Annotated in this window: 12 protein-coding genes and 1 pseudogene; 6 read left to right on the forward strand and 7 right to left on the reverse strand. The window is 33.3% G+C overall.

Annotated features, from left to right (window positions below; translation table 11 throughout):
- Window positions 1-280 precede the first annotated feature (280 nt).
- A complete protein-coding gene (locus FDY99_RS00230; protein ID WP_139418598.1) occupies window positions 281-4,189 on the reverse strand; it encodes a response regulator in 3,909 nt (1,302 codons plus the stop codon).
- A 735-nt stretch (window positions 4,190-4,924) separates the two neighbouring features.
- Here FDY99_RS00230 and FDY99_RS00240 point away from each other — a divergent pair.
- Window positions 4,925-6,919, forward strand: coding sequence for a PAS domain-containing sensor histidine kinase (locus tag FDY99_RS00240; RefSeq protein WP_139418599.1), 1,995 nt, complete (start codon window positions 4,925-4,927; stop codon window positions 6,917-6,919).
- A gap of 286 nt (window positions 6,920-7,205) precedes the next feature.
- Window positions 7,206-7,916, forward strand: coding sequence for a hypothetical protein (locus FDY99_RS00245; RefSeq protein WP_139418601.1), 711 nt, complete (start codon window positions 7,206-7,208; stop codon window positions 7,914-7,916).
- 54 nt (window positions 7,917-7,970) lie between these two features.
- On the opposite strand, the gene FDY99_RS00250 is transcribed toward FDY99_RS00245, so the two are convergent.
- Window positions 7,971-9,059 (reverse strand): fatty acid desaturase family protein, encoded by a 1,089-nt coding sequence (locus FDY99_RS00250; RefSeq protein ID WP_139418602.1) that lies wholly within the window; start codon window positions 9,057-9,059, stop codon window positions 7,971-7,973.
- Between the two features lie 394 nt (window positions 9,060-9,453).
- Here FDY99_RS00250 and FDY99_RS00255 point away from each other — a divergent pair, with 394 nt between their 5' ends.
- The 4 genes and pseudogenes from FDY99_RS00255 (at window position 9,454) to FDY99_RS00270 (ending at window position 13,565) form a co-directional block, all read left to right on the forward strand.
- Window positions 9,454-10,992, forward strand: a complete 1,539-nt coding sequence (locus FDY99_RS00255; RefSeq protein ID WP_228448709.1) for a PAS domain-containing sensor histidine kinase — start codon at window positions 9,454-9,456, stop codon at window positions 10,990-10,992.
- Between the two features lie 115 nt (window positions 10,993-11,107).
- A pseudogene (locus FDY99_RS00260) lies at window positions 11,108-11,359 on the forward strand (response regulator); the annotation flags it as partial.
- Between the two features lie 124 nt (window positions 11,360-11,483).
- A complete protein-coding gene (locus tag FDY99_RS00265) occupies window positions 11,484-11,783 on the forward strand; it encodes a hypothetical protein (RefSeq protein WP_139418604.1) in 300 nt (99 codons plus the stop codon).
- Window positions 11,784-13,208: 1,425 nt separating this feature from the next.
- Window positions 13,209-13,565, forward strand: coding sequence for a response regulator (locus tag FDY99_RS00270; protein ID WP_139418605.1), 357 nt, complete (start codon window positions 13,209-13,211; stop codon window positions 13,563-13,565).
- A 73-nt stretch (window positions 13,566-13,638) separates the two neighbouring features.
- On the opposite strand, the gene FDY99_RS00275 is transcribed toward FDY99_RS00270, so the two are convergent.
- The 5 genes from FDY99_RS00275 to FDY99_RS00295 form a co-directional block, all read right to left on the reverse strand.
- Window positions 13,639-14,478 (reverse strand): hypothetical protein, encoded by an 840-nt coding sequence (locus FDY99_RS00275; RefSeq protein ID WP_139418606.1) that lies wholly within the window; start codon window positions 14,476-14,478, stop codon window positions 13,639-13,641.
- Between the two features lie 109 nt (window positions 14,479-14,587).
- On the reverse strand, window positions 14,588-15,352 hold the full coding sequence (locus tag FDY99_RS00280) for a hypothetical protein (RefSeq protein ID WP_139418607.1): 765 nt from the start codon (window positions 15,350-15,352) through the stop codon (window positions 14,588-14,590).
- Window positions 15,353-15,532: 180 nt separating this feature from the next.
- On the reverse strand, window positions 15,533-16,489 hold the full coding sequence (locus tag FDY99_RS00285; protein WP_139418608.1) for a nitrilase-related carbon-nitrogen hydrolase: 957 nt from the start codon (window positions 16,487-16,489) through the stop codon (window positions 15,533-15,535).
- 35 nt (window positions 16,490-16,524) lie between these two features.
- A complete protein-coding gene (locus tag FDY99_RS00290; protein WP_139418609.1) occupies window positions 16,525-17,340 on the reverse strand; it encodes an AraC family transcriptional regulator in 816 nt (271 codons plus the stop codon).
- A gap of 145 nt (window positions 17,341-17,485) precedes the next feature.
- A complete protein-coding gene (locus tag FDY99_RS00295) occupies window positions 17,486-18,511 on the reverse strand; it encodes a rod shape-determining protein (RefSeq protein ID WP_074228475.1) in 1,026 nt (341 codons plus the stop codon).
- Between the last annotated feature and the right edge of the window lie 36 nt (window positions 18,512-18,547).

An 18,547-nucleotide genomic window follows, 5' to 3' on the forward strand; every position in this document is an offset into this window, starting at 1 on the left:
CACAAGGATTTTATCTACGATAAAATTTTAATGACTTTATTTTTAAATTCTTTTCGAAATTTTTAGGATTGTAATGCAAAAAGAATTTAAATTCCTTAAACAAAAGGCATCATGGCATCGGTAATTGCCAAATCAACATCTTTTTCTTTTAATATATCAATTGCTTCTTTACCATTACGGGTTAAAATAGCAGCGTGCCTTACTTTTAACCCCCAATGCTAAACTTTATTGATAATCAGTTTTTTACATTCTGAAATCAGAATTATCATTGTTTTTGATTTTATTTCATTAAGCTTTTTATAATATCTAATCCTATTGTTATTTCTTCTTTTATTTCTTTCTCCATCGCTGAAAAATCTATATTTTCATTCGCTTTTTTCTCCCATTTCAATGCGCAGTCTGAAAGTCTGAAAAGACCGGCAGTTCCGGCAGTTCCTTTAAGCTTATGAAGAATCATTTTGGCATCGTCCACATTTTTTTCCGCCGCTATGGTAACAATATTATTCTCTGTCTGGATAAGTTCGTTAATCACAAGATTTAAAAATATTTCTTTGAAATCGTCATTATCACCAATCTGATCGTTCAACAAATCCATATTGATATATTTCTCCATTACCATCTCATCTGTGGTCTCAACATCGCTATCTCCTTCAGGAGCAATATGTTTTTTGAGCATTTCCAAAAGATCTGCCTGTCGCAAAGGTTTAGGCAGAAAATCGATCATCCCCGATTCCAGACATTTTTCTTTCTCTCCCAGAACGTTTCCTGCAGTTACACCAATAATGGGTACGCTTTTGTATCCTGGTAAGAGTCGAATGTGTTTTGTGGCTTCAAGACCATTCATCACCGGCATCTGTACATCCATAAGGATAATAGAGAAATCTTTTTTCTTACATTCTTCCACAGCTTCGAGACCGTTTACCGCTTCTGTAAGATGTGCGTCAGGTATAAGTGATTTCATCATTTTATTATTCAGAACCATATTCACCGGATTATCGTCTACCAGAAGAACATTTAGCTCTTTCATAAAAGAAAGCTGGTCTTTTTCAGAATGTTGCGGAGCATTAACTTCTATCACATTATTTTGTGCCACACGTCTAAGTGTTTTATAAAGATCGTCAGATTTAATAGGCTTTAAAAGAAAATAAGAATTGTCTTCCTTACGGAAAGAATTAATAACATCATGTTCCTCTGAAGAAGTATGAAGAATTACCAATGGTGAAGTCTCATTCCGCTCATTAAATAACTGTTTAATCTTATCGATTGTTTCCAAACCAGAAATTATCGGCATGTGATAATCCATCAATATAACATCAAAATGTTCACCTTTCAGCAATATTTGTAAAGCTTCCATTCCGTTGGCAGCCAGTGTAGATTCTATATTTTTATAGGTAAGCATGTGTTGAAGAATGATTCTGTTCGCTTCATTATCATCTACTACAAGCACTTTTTTTATAGCGAGATCATCATCTTCTTTCAATTCAGATATTTCGTAAGGAATTTCAATGTCGAAGAAAAATACAGAACCTTTTTCAGGAGTACTGATCAGCGATAAATGACTTCCCATATATCCAAGAATATTGTTTGAAATGGTAAGACCTAGACCGGTTCCTCCGTAACGCTTACTGATAGAGCTGTTTTCCTGAGTGAAAGCATCAAAAATATGTTTCTGCTTTTCGATAGGTATTCCGATTCCTGTATCTCTTACAGAAAATCGAAGAGCAATGTTGCTATCATCCATGCGGAGTTTTTCTACTTTCAGCTCAATTTCTCCTTGTCCCGTAAACTTTACAGCATTTCCTAAGAGGTTGATAAGGATTTGCTTTAATCGGGATTCATCAAGTAATAAAGTTTTTGGAAGTCCCTGCTCAATATTAAGAAGAAGTTCAATATTTTTTTTCTGAGACTGATAAAGAATCACATTAATAACCTGACTTACCATGTCATAAACATCACTTTTCTCTATCAGAAGCTCCATTTTACCAGATTCTATTTTAGAAAAATCCAGAATATCATTAATAATGTTTAAGAGGTTTTCCCCAGATTCATTAATATAATTAAGGTATTGAGTCTGAATATCGTTAAGAGGAGTTTTTAAAAGAAGATCAGAAAACCCAATCACTCCATTGAGAGGTGTGCGTATTTCATGACTCATGTTAGCAAGAAACTCTGATTTTGCCTTGCTTGCAATATCAGCCATTTTTTTGGCATTTTTAAGTTCTTCATTGGTATGTACAGAATTGGTAATATTTTTTACAGACACAATCACCCCTCCAATTTCATTATCTGAAAGATACCATGGTCCAACCTTAAGGTCGAAATGCTGAATTTCTTCTTTGCCATCAACACTAATCGCAAAATCTTCATTTATATAAGTTTTACCTTGCAAAGCAGCAAGATAGATTTCTTTTCGTTCTTCAGGAATGTTTGGTGATACAACAAAAAGATTCTTTCCGATAATATCTGCCTCATCCATTTTGAATTCTCCTCTCCATCTGCTGCTTACAGAAATATAATTAAGATCTTTATCAAACATTGCCACGGCAACCGGAACATACGTTACGAACGATTGCATCATTGCTTCTTTTTTAGCAATATCGAGGAACATATTTTTGAATATATCAATATCCTGAATTATTCCATAAACCCTGTTGCAAACGCCATTTTCAAATTCCGGAATTCCTTTTACCCTTACCCAGATCGTAACCCCATCATTACGCACGAGCTGAAATTCATCATCATACGGAACTCCCTCTGTTACCGCTCTGTTGAATAAAAATTTAACTCTTTCTCTGCTATCTTCTTTATAAAAACCAATGGCATTTTCTAAATTAGGCTGAAAATCGTTACTTATCTTATGAATTTCTTTGGTACTTTGAGACCAGAATACCGTATCTTTTTTCAAATTTACTTCCCAACCGCCTACTTGAGCTACAGAACTTGTCTGCTCCAGCATTTTTTTTGTCTGAATTAGATCTTTCTCTAAAGTCATCCTTTCGGTGACGTTCAATGCCGTGCTTATTACATAAGGCTTCCCTTCTTCATCTATCTCAACAACATTGTGGTACATCCAGATCTGCTCTACCCCATTCTTTGCTTTAAGAATCATGGTTCCGAAATCCTCCTTGTTTTTATTAATCCTATCAAGATACTGGTTTAAAGATGGCCAATTATGCTCAGGAACAAGATCTCTAAGGTTTAAATTTTTCACCTCATCTATAGAATAATGAAGCGTTTCTCTACCTTTTTCGTTAACAGAGATAATGTTGCCCTCCATGTCATGCATACTCATCAAACCGATGGCATTTTCAAAGAAACTCCTGAAACGTCTCTCTGAGCTTTCCAACTGACGTTTTTCTTCCGTTTGTGCAGTAATGTTGATTCCGAAACAGAAAATTTCAGAAAGTTCCTGATTGGATTTTAACACCCACTCTACAATCACAGAACTTCCGTCTTCCATTACAGTAGAAGTAGTAAAAGATACTTCCTGATTATTCTCAGATAGATCTTTAAGCTTTGAAAGGTTGTTATTACCTTCTCCGAAAACCTGGTTAAAACTAAGCCCAATCGCTTCTTCTTTCTTTAACGAAAATATTTTTTCGACCACCGGATTGAAATCTTTAAACTTCAATTCGTCATCCAAAACACAGATCAGATTATTGGATATATTGAAAAGTTGCTGGAAATATTCTGCATAAACGGTCTTTCTCTTTGCCGTTAGAAGCTTAGAAATTACATCTGCAAGCTTTTTGAGTGCCGTGATCTGACTATCTGTAATAGTTCTGGGCTTATAATCAATCACACAGATTGTTCCTAATGCAAAACCTTCGTCATCAATAAATGGTATCCCTACATAGAACCGTATCCCTCCTTCCAAAATGAGTGGATTATTCTTGGATCTGTCATCCAAAAGCGTATCATTAATAATTACCACTTCTCCGCTTGCTATCGAATACTGGCAAACCGTATTCTCGCGTGCTACAGAATCGATCTCAAGACCTATACAGCTTTGGATGGTCTGCGTCTCGCTTTCCATAATCGCAATTAAAGAAGCAGGACAATCGGCTATAAGGCATGCCGTTTCTGCAAAAACATCAAATTGAGGATCTTTGCCTAAGTTCAGAAGATCAAAAAATTCTAATTTTTTCAATCTTCCTATCTCATTATCAGGAAGGATATTATTCTTCATATTAGCAGCAAAATTATTTAAAAATAAATAAATATCATTATACTATTTATACAAATAACTATTTATAAAAGTTTTATTTATAAGCTTACAAACATAATAATCCCTACTAATTCAAAAAGCATTAATAAAATGATAAAAAGACAGTATTTACAATGCTATGTACTGCTGGAATAATGGAAATAAGCTCGAATATTCAGAAAGATAATTTTTTTTATGGTTAGATGTGCTTATAAATATATAAAAGTTTATAATACAGCTTGTTCTAATGATAGTATTGGTATATTCTCCTGCAATGAATTTTGTCAATGCAATTAACAAATTAGCGACCAGTGCACTATAAATTGATTTATGATTATTAGCCATTGATTATAAGTTAAAATAACAGAGATAAATTTAAAATCGTTATACCAATCTTTTTCAAACAAGTTGGATTAAAGCCCATCAAAGCGATTAGAATAATTATCTAAGTAAATAATAAAAAATATAAACACAATACTATTTTTTCAGTGATATTGGTCTTATTATTGGATAAGCCTTCTTAAAACTAAGTAGAAATTGTCAATCACAAATAACTGGCATTTCACGATATTAATCTTCATTCTATAAAAAGAAAATGATAATCTGTAAAATAAATATTATACCCACAAAAAACACTTCTCATCATTAACTTTCCCCGCATTTCATGTACCATAATTTGATCACAATAAACGGACTTTCCATATCTTTGCCATATTTATGATAACTCAGGAAAACTTACCCGATAACAGTTTCAATCTTGATCTAATTCTTCAGGCATTGGCTTCCTCTCCAGCACCAACCTCCATCTACTCGGGGGAAAATATGGTCATCCGTTTTGCAAATGCGGGCATGCTGGAGCTGTGGGGTAAAGATTCCTCTGTAATAGGTAAACCCTTAATGGAAGCACTTCCTGAACTGAAAGGTCAGCCTTTTTTAGAGTTGTTGCAGGAGGTTTGGCGTTCAGGTAAAACATATTCAGTATCTGAAGCTCCTGCTAAACTTATCATAAATGGAGAAGAGGTGCTTGATTATTTTGATTATGAATATAAAGCACTTACCGATCAACATCATAAAACATGGTGCATACTCAATACAGCACTTAATGTAACATCACGCCGTGAATTTTTACAGCAAATACGAGAGAAAGAAGAAAGGGAACATGCGCTCAATGAGGAAATGGCTGCAACATTGGAAGAGCTTACCTCTACCAACGAAGAGCTCAGTAGTTCTATAAAGCAGCTCGCTCATAACAGGGAATATATCCGAACTATTATTGAGCAGGCTCCGGTTGGAATTGCGATGCTGAAAGGTCATGAGCATATTATTGAAATCGCTAATCCAGCCATTCTCAATATTTGGGGTCGCAAAGAATCTGAAGTCATTGGTTTTCCGCATGAAAAAGCCCGTCCTGAATTGCAGGGACAACCCGTTAATATCTGGCTTAAAGAAGTTTATAATAGAGGTAAGCCCCAAATTAATACCGAATTTACAGTTAAGTTGCTCGATGGTGATGGACTGAGAGAGGCTATTGTCAATTCTATATACCAACCCATACTCTCAGAAGATGGAACTGTTTCGGGTGTTCTTGTTATTCTTGAGGAGATTACTCAACAGGTTTTAGAACGTCGGAAGAATGAGAACGATCAACAAATGCTCGCATTGGCTATCGATGCAGGAGAACTTGCTACTTTTTATTACCAGCCTGCAACCAACCTTTTTTCGGGAAATACCCTTCTTAAAAATTGGTTTGGACTGTCGTCTGAAGAAAATTTAGATCTTTCCGTTGCATTGGCTGTCATCCTTCCAGAAGATCGAGATGGGGTAATTAATGCTATTACACATTCTTTAAGCAAGAACTCTGATGGTCATTATTTTATAGAGTATCGAATTCAAAACAATACCGATAAAAAGGTAAGACTGCTGCAAGCGAACGGAAGAGTTTTTTATGATAAAAAAGGCAATGCTTTAAGTCTAAACGGTACTCTTAGGGATATCACTGAACAAAAAAAAGAGGAACAGCGAAAAGACGATTTTATGGGAATGGTAAGCCACGAACTTAAAACACCGCTCACTTCACTGAAGACATATCTTCAACTGCTACAACGGACGGAGGTAAATATAGAAAACTCTAAACAAAAGAATATGTTAGAGAAATCTGTAAAGCAGGTGGATTATATGAACAGTATGATTAATGGTTTTCTAAATGTTTCACGACTTGATTCCGGGCAGATGCATATAGAAAAAACCGAATTTGATCTCCAAATATTATTCACTGAAATTGAGCATGAGGTTCTTTCAACCAATCATACGCGTAATTTTATTTTTAAAATATCTGGCTCCTTAACCCTATTTGCAGATCGCGACAAAATATCGCAGGTACTCCATAACCTTATTGGAAATGCGATTAAGTACTCTCCTATTAACACCTCAATTACCGTAGAATATCTTACAACAGATAACAACAGCTTAAAAATAAATGTTCAAGATCAGGGAATCGGTATATCCAGAGAAGATCAGGAACGGATATTCGAACGTTATTATCGGGTGAAAGATATTAACAGCAGAAGTACATCGGGATTTGGTATCGGACTTTATCTTTGTAAAGAAATTATCGAACTGCATAACGGTACAATAGAAGTTCAGAGCTCTAAGAATGAAAGTACTGTATTCTCTTTTGTACTGCCTATCAACGGAGAAAAGCTTACCGATTAACAGTAAAAATTATAACAATGGTCTGTTAAAAGCTGGAAGTAAATAATACTTTTTTATTCAATATTTCAGCCTCCAATTAGTTGTTTCAAACCGCTGTTTAAAAAATCATCAACTCATTTGTAGAGTTGATAAAAATACGTGCAACTATTTACAAATAAAAGATTATTTATGTTTTATTTGTATAAGATAATCTGAATTTACCAATTTGGTTCATTAATTGTATATCAAAAATTAATCTGAATTTTTATCACTTAATATTACCTATCTTATGAAATGTAAATTTTTCATGACTGGCATTTACTCTATTTTCCATGCAGGTTTATTACATGGTCAAGATAACAACGTATTCGGATTTGTTGAATCATTCTCTTTAGCGCAAAAATATGCTTTACATCAGTTTCAAATCAATGGATTCCTTGCACTTACTGCAGGAATATTTATTGTTAATAAGAGAAGAAATTTTATTCTTAGAAAAAGATATCGAAAACTTGTAAATAATCTATCAAATGATTACAAGAAAAAGGTGCAGAAAGAAAGTAGAGATTCTTTCGTTTCAAAGCCAGTTGATAACCTACTCATTCAAAATGATTTTCAGAAAATGTATTCAACTAGTATGGAGAAAAGAATTGTCGAAGGGTTAAATCACTTTAAACAATCTGAGAAATTTCTTGACAAAGAAACTTCATTAGAAACTCTGTTAAATGACCTGAATGTTGAATTCAAATATCTACAGGAAGTGATTATGAAACATGAATCAGTCAGCGCAGAATTATATTTACACCGATTAAGAATTGATTTTATCATAAAAAAATTATTCAACCAACCAAAATACAGAGACTACAAGTCTGCAGATCTTGGATCGATGTGCGGATACCATTCCGCAGGTGAATTCGAATCTTATTTTCAAAAATCATGTAAGATTTCGCTGATCTACTTTCTGGAGCAATTGAAAAAAGACCATGACAAAAAATACAGGAACAAATCTAAAGCTGCTTAAATAAAGGTATTTTATATTTATTCCCTAAGTAATTTTTGGATAATTAATCTTAAGCTAGTTCATGACCGACTCTTTACCAAATTTTTTAAGTGTTACAAAATGCGAGCGAAGGGCAGAAAGAAAACTTTTATTTTCAATATAAGGCAAATTGAACTCCATTGCAGTCTCTTTTACAATAACGGATATCTCACCGTAATGGATGTGACAGACTTTAGGAAACAAGTGATGTTCGATCTGCCTGTTGAGTCCACCAAGAAAAAATGCGGCAAGTTTATTATGGGTTGCAAAATTTGCAGTTGTACGCATCTGATGTTCCGCCCAAGCCTCTTCCATTTGTCCGGTTTCATTAGGCAGTGGAAAATCGGTACCTTCCACAACGTGAGCCAACTGAAAAACCAGACCCATTGTTAATCCTTCGGCGATATGTAACAAGAGAAAACCAATTAAAAACTGCCACCAACTCACATCCAGCACTAATAATGGAAGTATAATAAACAGAAAATAATAAAGCGCTTTATAAAAAAATAAATTGAAATACTCCAATTTAGGATGCTTGCTCTGATGCGCACCAATTTTTTTTTGGAAAAACTTCAGATAATCTTTACGGAATACCCATGACAAAGATGCCAAGCTATAAAGCGGAAATGCATACCAATGTTGATATCGCTGGATAGAATTCACTTCATCTTCGGCAGCAATACGTATCAATCCTGGCGCTACTTCAATATCTTCATCGTGTCCGGGAATATTGGTATAGGTGTGGTGAACAACATTATGGGTGATGCTCCAAACATATGGATTGGCACCAATAAGATTAAAAATAAAGCCAAACAGTTTATTTACTTTTTTATTTCCTGAAAGTGCACCATGTATAGCATCATGGCAAACATTGAAACCTACAAAGGCGCTGAACATGCCCAATAAAACAGCTAATGGAAGGAGCATCCAAATAGGCATAAGTCCAGAGATGATTAAAAGATATATCCCTGTGAACCCTGAAAGGAAAAATATGGTCTTACCCCACATTAGCTTATTTGCATGTTGGCTTACCTGACGTTGATTGAAAAAATCATCAACCCTGCTCCTGACTGTTGCATAAAAACGAGAACCTGAAGCGGATGAGAATTTTATTTTTTGTGACATAGATATCATATTTGATCTACTTAAAGCGAACAAACTGATATGCTAAATCTGGTGTTGAGATAAGAAGAAAGTTGAAATTTCCGGTACATTACCGGATTGTATATTACTATAACGTATTAATTGCAAATTTATTATATTTTCTTGAAACCGTACCATAAAAGTTCTATTCACTAACAGAATAATTTATAATTAAGGTTTTTATTAATTAAATTATAATTCTTTATAGAGGTTGAGGAACAATATAAATAGTTAATAAATTTGAAAAATGATGAATTTCTTTACCTTTAGTTTTTATATATGGCTTAAATTTTGGTTAAGTTTGGAATAAACTTTAAATAACATGAAATCAGACATGCAGTTCTGCTTTTCAATTATTTAATTAAAATAGGAAGATTTGGAAACAATATACGACCACCTAAACTCTATCAATGACAATCTCGATAATAATATTTATCTACAGGCATTAAACTCCGCAAAATCAGGAATAATAATTACTGATAACAAACAGCCTGACAACCCTATTATCTATTGTAATAAAGCTTTTGAGGACATTACAGGATATGCTCATAACGAAATTATCGGACACAATTGTCGTTTTCTTCAGGCAAAAGATCGCACACAGCCTGAAAGAGAACAAATAAAGGACGCTGTAAAGAACGGTAAAGAATGTCATTTGGAAATCAGAAACTACAGGAAAGACGGTAAATTATTTTGGAATGAACTTATCATATCGCCCGTAAAAAATAATGAAGGAGATGTTACCCATTTCATTGGGGTTCAAAATGATATCAGTGACCGGAAAAAAGCAGAAAACGAATTACGAGATGAGAAGGCATCGGCTGAGAAAAAGATCCTCGAACGAACCAAGGAACTTCACGATAATGAAGCATTTCTTTCGAGTATTATTCAAACCGTGAGAGAATCTCTTTTAGTTCTTGATGCCGATTACCGGGTTTTAAGTGCCAATACTCACTTCCTGAATTCATTTAAAGTAACACAAGAAGATACTGTAGGGAAAATATTGTTTGAATTGGGAAATCACCAATGGAATATTGAGGCTTTAAAAGAACTGTTAATGAAAATTCTTCCTACCAATAATCCCGTTATCGATTTTGAAGTAGAACATGATTTCCCATATATCGGAAGAAAAATTATGCTTGTTAACGCTTACCGAATAGAGTTTGAAGGGCAGTATAAAGACAGAATATTAATTGCTATTGAAGATATTACAGAAAAAAAAGAAATTGACCGTAGAAAAGATGATTTTCTTTCCATTGCAAGTCATGAATTAAAAACACCTTTAACTACAATTAAAGGATTTGTACAGATTCTTACTCGAATGGCTCCGGAAGAAGCCTCTGAAAAATTCTTGACAACTCTGGAAAAAGTCTCCCTTAATGTTAACAGACTTAATAACCTGATTTCTGAACTGCTGGATACTTCCAAAATACAGTCCGGGAATATAGAAATCCATAATGAACCGTTTCAGATTGATACGCTTATCCATGATACAGTAGAGAATCTTTCTCTTGCAACAGACTACACGATAAATATCAGCAGCAATACGAAGGCCACCATTTTTGGTGACGAGCTGCAGATCTCCCAAGTCATCAATAATTTGGTTTCAAATGCCATCAAATATTCACCCGGCTCCGATAAAATTGATATCTATTGTAACAGGGTCGGAAATTTTGTAAAAGTTTCAGTAACAGATTATGGAATGGGAATCAGTCAACAGGATCATTCTAAAATATTTGAAAGATTTTTCAGGGCAAGAGATATTCAAAAAAAATTCCCCGGAATGGGAATAGGTCTTTATATATGTCGTGAGATCATTGCTAAACACAATGGGACACTTTGGGTTGAAAGTGAAATTGGTACAGGATCAACTTTTAACTTTACGTTACCAATTATTAAGAAGAAAAAAGAATAGAAATGCAAGGTAAAAAAATAATGATCTGTGATGATGATGACAGCATCCTTGAGGTTCTTCAAATGATGCTTGAGATTGACGGCCATACTTTTTTTTAGAAAACAACAGTACCAATCTTATTAAACAAATAAGCAATATTAACCCTGATATTTTACTCATGGATCTTTGGATGCCGGTTCTTTCAGGTGATCAATTGCTTAGAACGATAAGAACAACTGATGAGTTAAAAGACCTGCCTGTTATTATTCTATCTGCAAGCGTTGATGGTAAGGAAATAGCAAACAGTGCCGGTGCAGATATGTTCATCGCAAAACCTTTTGATATGGATGATGTTTCTTCAGGAGTAGAAAAACTACTTTCAGTCTAGTGTTGAGACAATAGCAATATATTTTCTATTAAATATGTAAATTATTCATTACTATTAAAGTTCTAAGTTTCTGCTTAAAGCTGTTCTCAATCGTTTTTTCTACTTTTGTCTGATCTAAATTATTATGAAAAAGATTGTACATTTTACCGCATTAATTAATTATTATACAACAGAAAAAGGAGGATTGGTTACTCCTGTCTCATCGGGTTTCCGTGCCTCTTTCAAGTTTCCTTTTGAATTAGTAGCATATATAGGAGTTCAGGAATTTACTCACACAGAACTCATTTTTCCGGGCGATTCTGAAAAGGTTGATGTTACATTGATTAACGCGGATTTATTCTTGGGAAAATTATATACAGGAATGGATTTTGTAATTTCAGATAATTCGGGAATAATAGGTGACGGGATGATTACTAGTTTTTAATAAACATTAGACTTTGTAGATTAAGAAAATTGTTATACGTAATGAAATTTTATGATTTTCATTTTCTAATTCTATTTTTTTTAATTATTATAATGAAAATCGGTATTCATGTCAAGAGAGTGTGTAATGTCTATCCTAAATAGAAAGAGTTTTAGGAACGTCTTTTTCTATTCAATTTTTATCAGAACCGGCTGCTCTTCCATTTGTAAAAATATCTCTTGAATTCAAATATTGGGTAATAATATTGGGTAATGTAAATCCGATTGATGGTAAGTCAATTTTATTTTTCAGATCTACAGTAGAACAATCATATACCTCACAATAATCGCAATTAATATCTTTCCATGTAATTTTTCGACATACCTTCGCTTTTGTTTGACAACACGTCAAGTTTTTTTCCGGAGGCAGAAGATAAACGAGTCTTAAAAAATCTCCGGAATTGATGTTTCTTCCTTTTGGAAAAGAAAATACTAATCACTGATCTTTATTCTAATTGATAAATATTTAACGAGAAATATCTATTCCTCACTTGTTTTCATTGAAAATCTTTATTTTAATACTTAAATTTAGACGCATTTGCAGGTAACAATATCGATCAAAAACACCAGAAGTAGAGAAAATAAACTTCTCTGAAATGCATACATAACCATATAAAAAACCGAGTCTACTATGAAACTCGGTTTTCAGATAATATAATGTGAAATTTTGGTGTCTATATATATGTTCATCAATAATTGTAGAGAACAGGGTTCTTTTTCCTAGATTACCGAACCCTGATATTCTACATGAAAACTGAATGATGAAAATTTTTATACTTTATGATTTGGTGTCTTATTTAATGTGTGACAAATATAGAATCATAAAGTACTGTTCACAATAAACTGTAGGAACTATTTATAAATATTGACGTAAAAATTTGTAAATAACCACACTCTTTTAAAATACAAATAATTGATTTACAACACTTAATAAGAATATTTATGCCTTCATATAATCCTAAACTATATGAGGGTACAAGAAAAGAATTTCTTCAAAAAAAGATTAATTAGATGGGATTAGTGAAAAATAATCTTAATTGCTTTAGCTCAGTTTTAATTTTAGCTTCATCTTATTTTTTTTCACTCAGATAAAATAATCAAGGAAAGTATATTGTATTTTAAATTATTTCATTAGATAAATCACAAGAAGTATTGAAATCTGTTGCAATCAGCTAACTTTTCGGAACTGAGTACACTTATCACTAATCCATTCATATGACTTTTGAGATAGAGTATTCAATTATAAAAAAGGTCTTCAAGCCTATATCAAAATAACTCGAATTAAAAAATTCTAACTTTAAAATTCTCATAATAATTCTAAAATGTTGAAATTTTGTTTACTTAATTTTATTTTATTTGTACATTTGTGCCTTAAAATTAACAGGTAATGGATAAAAAAATTGTGCTTATCCAGGATAATGAAGAAATCCTTAACATAATGGATGAAGTGCTAACAGACGAAGGATTCGATGTTGTTCCATCATTTATAACAGAGCCTATAGACCAAATTGAAGAAATTGATCCAGATGTTCTTATCGTGGATGATCATATCAAAGGAAAGAAAAGTGGATCTGAGGTTATTGCAGAATTAAAATCTGAGCCTGAAACTGAAGATTTATCAGCCATCTTAACTTCAACATCTTTTGATTTACCTAAAAAGGCTAAAAACTGTAATGCCGATGACTACATAGAAAAACCTTTTGATATTGATCACTTGATAGATGTGGTTAATAAAAATTTATAATCGCATAAAAACTATCATATTGCATTTCTTAAATTTTGCAAGTGACTTTTTTACTTTCCGGTTATAATTTTCATCATTCTATCTTTTCTAGTTCAAATACCATTGTACTTCCATCGATATTTTGATACTCCAATTTTATAAAACCAAAAAGAGGGTTAAAGTATGAACGTAATGTTGTTTCACCTATTCTGCTGTTTGCTTTAGCGTTTATTACAAAACATTCTAAATTTCCGAATCGAGTTGTAATCATTTTTTTATCCACGATCTCATAAGTGTAAAGATTTTCAATTACACCTTTCCACTCCAGCCATCTTTTATCTGACCAGTGATCTCCAATTTGCAATTTCCAACTCCATTTGGTCCCTATCTTATAAGGTTCTTTTATATAGGGAAAAGGATTGAGCTCTAATACTTGGAAAAAGCTACTTCTCGGTGGGTGAATCCACACATTCATTTTATTTTCAATTGCACCGGTAGTTTCCATATTGAAAATCTCCCCACTTTTCATCAAATATTCATAACTGATTGAGGTCTGATTATAATCCGGAATGTCAGTAAACGGATTACCTAAATTGACTTGTAAACTAATTGTATGAACAGTTTCTTTATCTTGGGTATGACTATCAACAAATTCCCAGTCAGCAACGGTATAGCCTTCCGGTTGTAGTATATCTTTTCCTTTTTTTATTAAGAATCTCTCCCCTTTAGCGTTTTGATAGTAATAAGAAAACATGAATTTTTTCCTTGAAGTATAGATAATATTATTTGAATTGACATTTTGATCATAGGTTTTGCTCGGATCAAGCTTTTCACCCGCAATTCCATCTTCATCAATAACATATTTGTCTGCTACATTTTGAGAAACAACTAAAAAAGGAAATAATATAAAACTAATGTATTTGATTGTTTTCATTTTGTGATTGATTAATTTTCTTTAAATCTACATCAAAAAGTATTAACAGGTCTATTTATTTTACAATCTCAATTCGTCTTATTTTATTTATAATACAATATTAATTTCATCACAGGTTTTTTTTCCAAAATTTATTCCCCACTGAATAAATCTTCAGTTCTTCCATCTTTCTAATGTAAGACTTTTCAAACATTGATAATTTAATTTCTGTTACGTTTACAGAGTTAGATTTTTTATTGCCCTGTGAATCATAAGAGGTATCCTCTACTCTATTATCTTCCTTAAAAAGATAATAGTACAAATGTTCACCTTCCCAATAAGAGGCATTTGGATCACTGTCATCTACAATAACTTTTTTACAATTTTTACTAATGTATTCTTTGATTTTATTATAGTCGGTTGCGTTTTTTGAAGTCTTGCCCACCTCAAGATACATTAAGTTGCCTTTATGATCTTCAACCATATCCATTTTGGGAAATGCGACTGTATTTAAAATCGCAATCGTATCCTTTTGCGGGTCATATGCTACCGTTTTATAGCCATAACCAAATATTTCGGTTGGTTTTTTATTTCTTACCATCCAGTCATTTGTAGGTTCTAAAGAAAGATCTGTAGGAAATCTCCCGTCTGTTTTATAATACCCTAAAGTATCTTTCACAAAAAAAGCATTATTTAAAAGATTCAAGGCTTCTTTCTTACTCATACTTTTAGGGTCTTTCGAAATGATCTCATTGGTCTTTTTAATCTTGTTCCCATAAAATTTCGAGACATCAAAGTCACTTGATATTTTTGCTAGATCAACAGTTTTATTATCTTGAGAATGGCACGATGAAAGAATGAATACTGTTAATAGCAGGTAAATTTTATTTTTCATAAATAGTCTAATTTTTGGTAATCATTACACCTGAATAAACAAGTTTTTAAGTCACATTTAATTGTTATATCCATCAAGTAAGATGAGTTGAGATCTAAACTAAATCCTCACTATATTATTATCATATTTTATACCAGAACTATTCATTGAATCATCGTGCATTTGATTAGATTATATCCTTTATTCCTGTTCAATATTAAGCCATGCAACTTTCTGTTCTGAGGCATGTTCTGCCCCAATAATATTTTTATATAATTCAGGTCTTCTAGCTTTTATATATCGGTTTCCACCGGCAGTCTGAAGTGAATCAGCTGTTATAGTAGCAATTGCGATGTCAGAACCTAAAATGGTGCATTCTGCAGTTATATTTCCAAAAGGATCTACGATCATAGAACAGCCATTTTTCAATTGGTCATCATCCATTCCGATTGGGTTTGAAAACACACAATACATCGCATTGTCAAATGCTCGCGCCGGCAACCACTTCATTAACCATTCTCTCCCTTTAGGACCATTAAATTCTTTACGTAACTGATTACTTTCTTTTTCTCTATTATACCAAAGATTACTATCTACAAAACCTGCGCCTGGTCGTGGTGAGGGTGTACACATCGTTACATGTGGCATCAATAATACATCAGCTCCCAAAAGTTTGGTAGCTCTTACATTTTCAATGATGTTATTGTCATAGCAAATAAGGATCCCAAAATTCCAGCCATAAAGATTAAATACACAGTAGCTGTTACCTGGACTCAGGTGCGGATTGATGAACGGATGAAGCTTTCTGTATTTAGCCACAATGCCGGTTTCGTTAACACACACGTATGCTTTGAAAATATTATCGTTCTCATCTTTTTCGAATAAACCTGCACACACTGCAATTTGATTTTTAGCGGCAATTTCAGTAAGTACTTTGATGCTTGAGCTCTCAGGAAGATATTCTGCTATTTCTAGCAAGGCCTGCCTGTCTAAATTTCTTGCAAAAGTGTAGCCCGTAACTGAACATTCATGAAAAACGATGACTTTTGCACCTTGCGAAGCTGCTCTATCTGATAAATTTGCGATTTGTGATAGATTATATTTTTTATCGGCACTTCTATTTTCAAACTGTGCCGTTGCGATTATTAAATCTTCCATTATTTTTTTTGACAAATCTATGGAGTTAAAATAATCTATAATTGTATATTTTCGTCAGGTAATACAATAACATTTACAGCAAGACGCTTAGACTTTACATGGTAAGTTGTTGGTGTAAGACCCGTTATCTTTCGAAATTCTCGTATCATATGTGCCTGATCAAAGTAACCAGAATCAAAAACTTTTGGTGTAAAATTACACTTATTTCCTGTCCCACGGACTTCTCCCAGAAAATGATGAAGCCTTATGATACCTCCTAATTTTTTAGGTGCAAGTCCCACCAGATTATGAAAAGCCCTTTCAATAGTACGCTGACTGTAACCTGTGAAATGAATGAGTTCTTCAGCTTTAAACAATCCATTACGCTCTGCTATCCAATTTGTTGCAGCGGCTATCATAGAAAACATATGCACTTCTCTTTTTTGCAATAATATGCTGAAATAATCATTTAGGTTTTTTGCTATTTCCAGATTTAATGCCGTTTCATAAAGAGCCTCATATATAATACTAACACTATTATCTATAACGGATTCCAAATCAATTATTTTATTTTTTAATTCTCCGGCGGGCGTGTGCAATATGCTGCTCATTCCGAAAGGTCTGAAGACAGCAATGATCAATCTTAGTGTGCCTGTTGTTTCCAATACTCTGTAGTCTGTAATTTGCCCATAACAAAATACTTTTGGAAGCTTGACTCCATCTTTATATAAAGCACCTTTACCCAAGCAGAATACGATACCGGTATTACCATCAGCGAATGTCCGAAAAAGGCCATTATGAAAATCCATCAAATCCAAGAAAAGGTAATGTTTAATATAAGGTATTAAATTTGGAGATGGAATTATCTGCATAGTTGAATATTTACTGTAATTTGTATATATTGATCACCATATCAAGATTATAATACTAAAAAATCATTAAAAGCTGTAATTCGATTATTATAGCTTTTTTATTTTGTGCAGATTCTTTTATTTTCTTAATTTTTCTCACTCCTTTTTATTTCATAAGAAATCTGAATCGGTCAATATTTTTAAGTGCAATACCAGTCCCGCGAACTACAGCTCGTAGAGGATCTTCAGCTACAAAAATAGGCAATCCGGTTTTTCTGTGAATTCTGTCTGCTAATCCGTTAAGCAAAGCACCGCCTCCTGCAAGGAAAATCCCTGTTTTATAAATATCGGTTGCCAATTCTGGTGGTGTGATAGAAAGTGTTTCCAAAATAGCATCTTCTATTCTCATGATCGATTTATCCAGAGCTTTAAAAATCTCCTTATAATTCACCATAATTTCTTTTGGCTTTCCGGTTAAAAGATCTTTACCCTGTACCGAAATTTCATCTAAAGGAAATTCTAATTCTTCCAAAGCAGAACCAATTTCAATCTTTATTTTTTCAGCCGTTCTTTCACCAATATCCAAATTATGCTGTGATCTGATAAAGTAAGCAATATCATTCGTGAAAACGTCACCTGCTAATTTCAGTGATCTGTCGCAGACGATTCCGCCCAGTGCAATTACAGCAATTTCTGTAGTTCCGCCACCGATGTCAACAATCATATTTCCTTCCGGACTTTCAACATCAATACCTGCTCCAATAGCTGCAGCCATTGGTTCGTAGATCATGATAACTTCTTTGGCATTTACTTTTTGCGCAGAATCTCTAACCGCTCTTTTTTCAACCTCAGTAATTCCTGAAGGAATACAGATTACGATTCTGAGTGCGGGTTGTATGAATTTACCCTTGATTTCCGGAATTTTTTTTACAAATTCTTTAATCATATGTTCAGAAGCATGAAAATCGGCGATAACCCCGTCTTTCAGCGGTCTGATTACTTTAATATCTTCATGCGTTTTGCCTTGCATTAATTTTGCTTCCTGTCCTACAGCAATTGCTTTTCCTGTCAAACGGTCAATGGCAACTATAGAAGGTTGGTCAATGACAATTTTATTATTGTATATAATTAGGGTATTAGCCGTTCCTAGATCAATTGCAATCTCCGCTGTAAACATATCAAATAGCCCCATCTTTCATTTAAATTTATAGATGATAAATGTACGGCT

The organism is Chryseobacterium mulctrae (assembly GCF_006175945.1).
GTDB lineage: Bacteria > Bacteroidota > Bacteroidia > Flavobacteriales > Weeksellaceae > Chryseobacterium > Chryseobacterium mulctrae.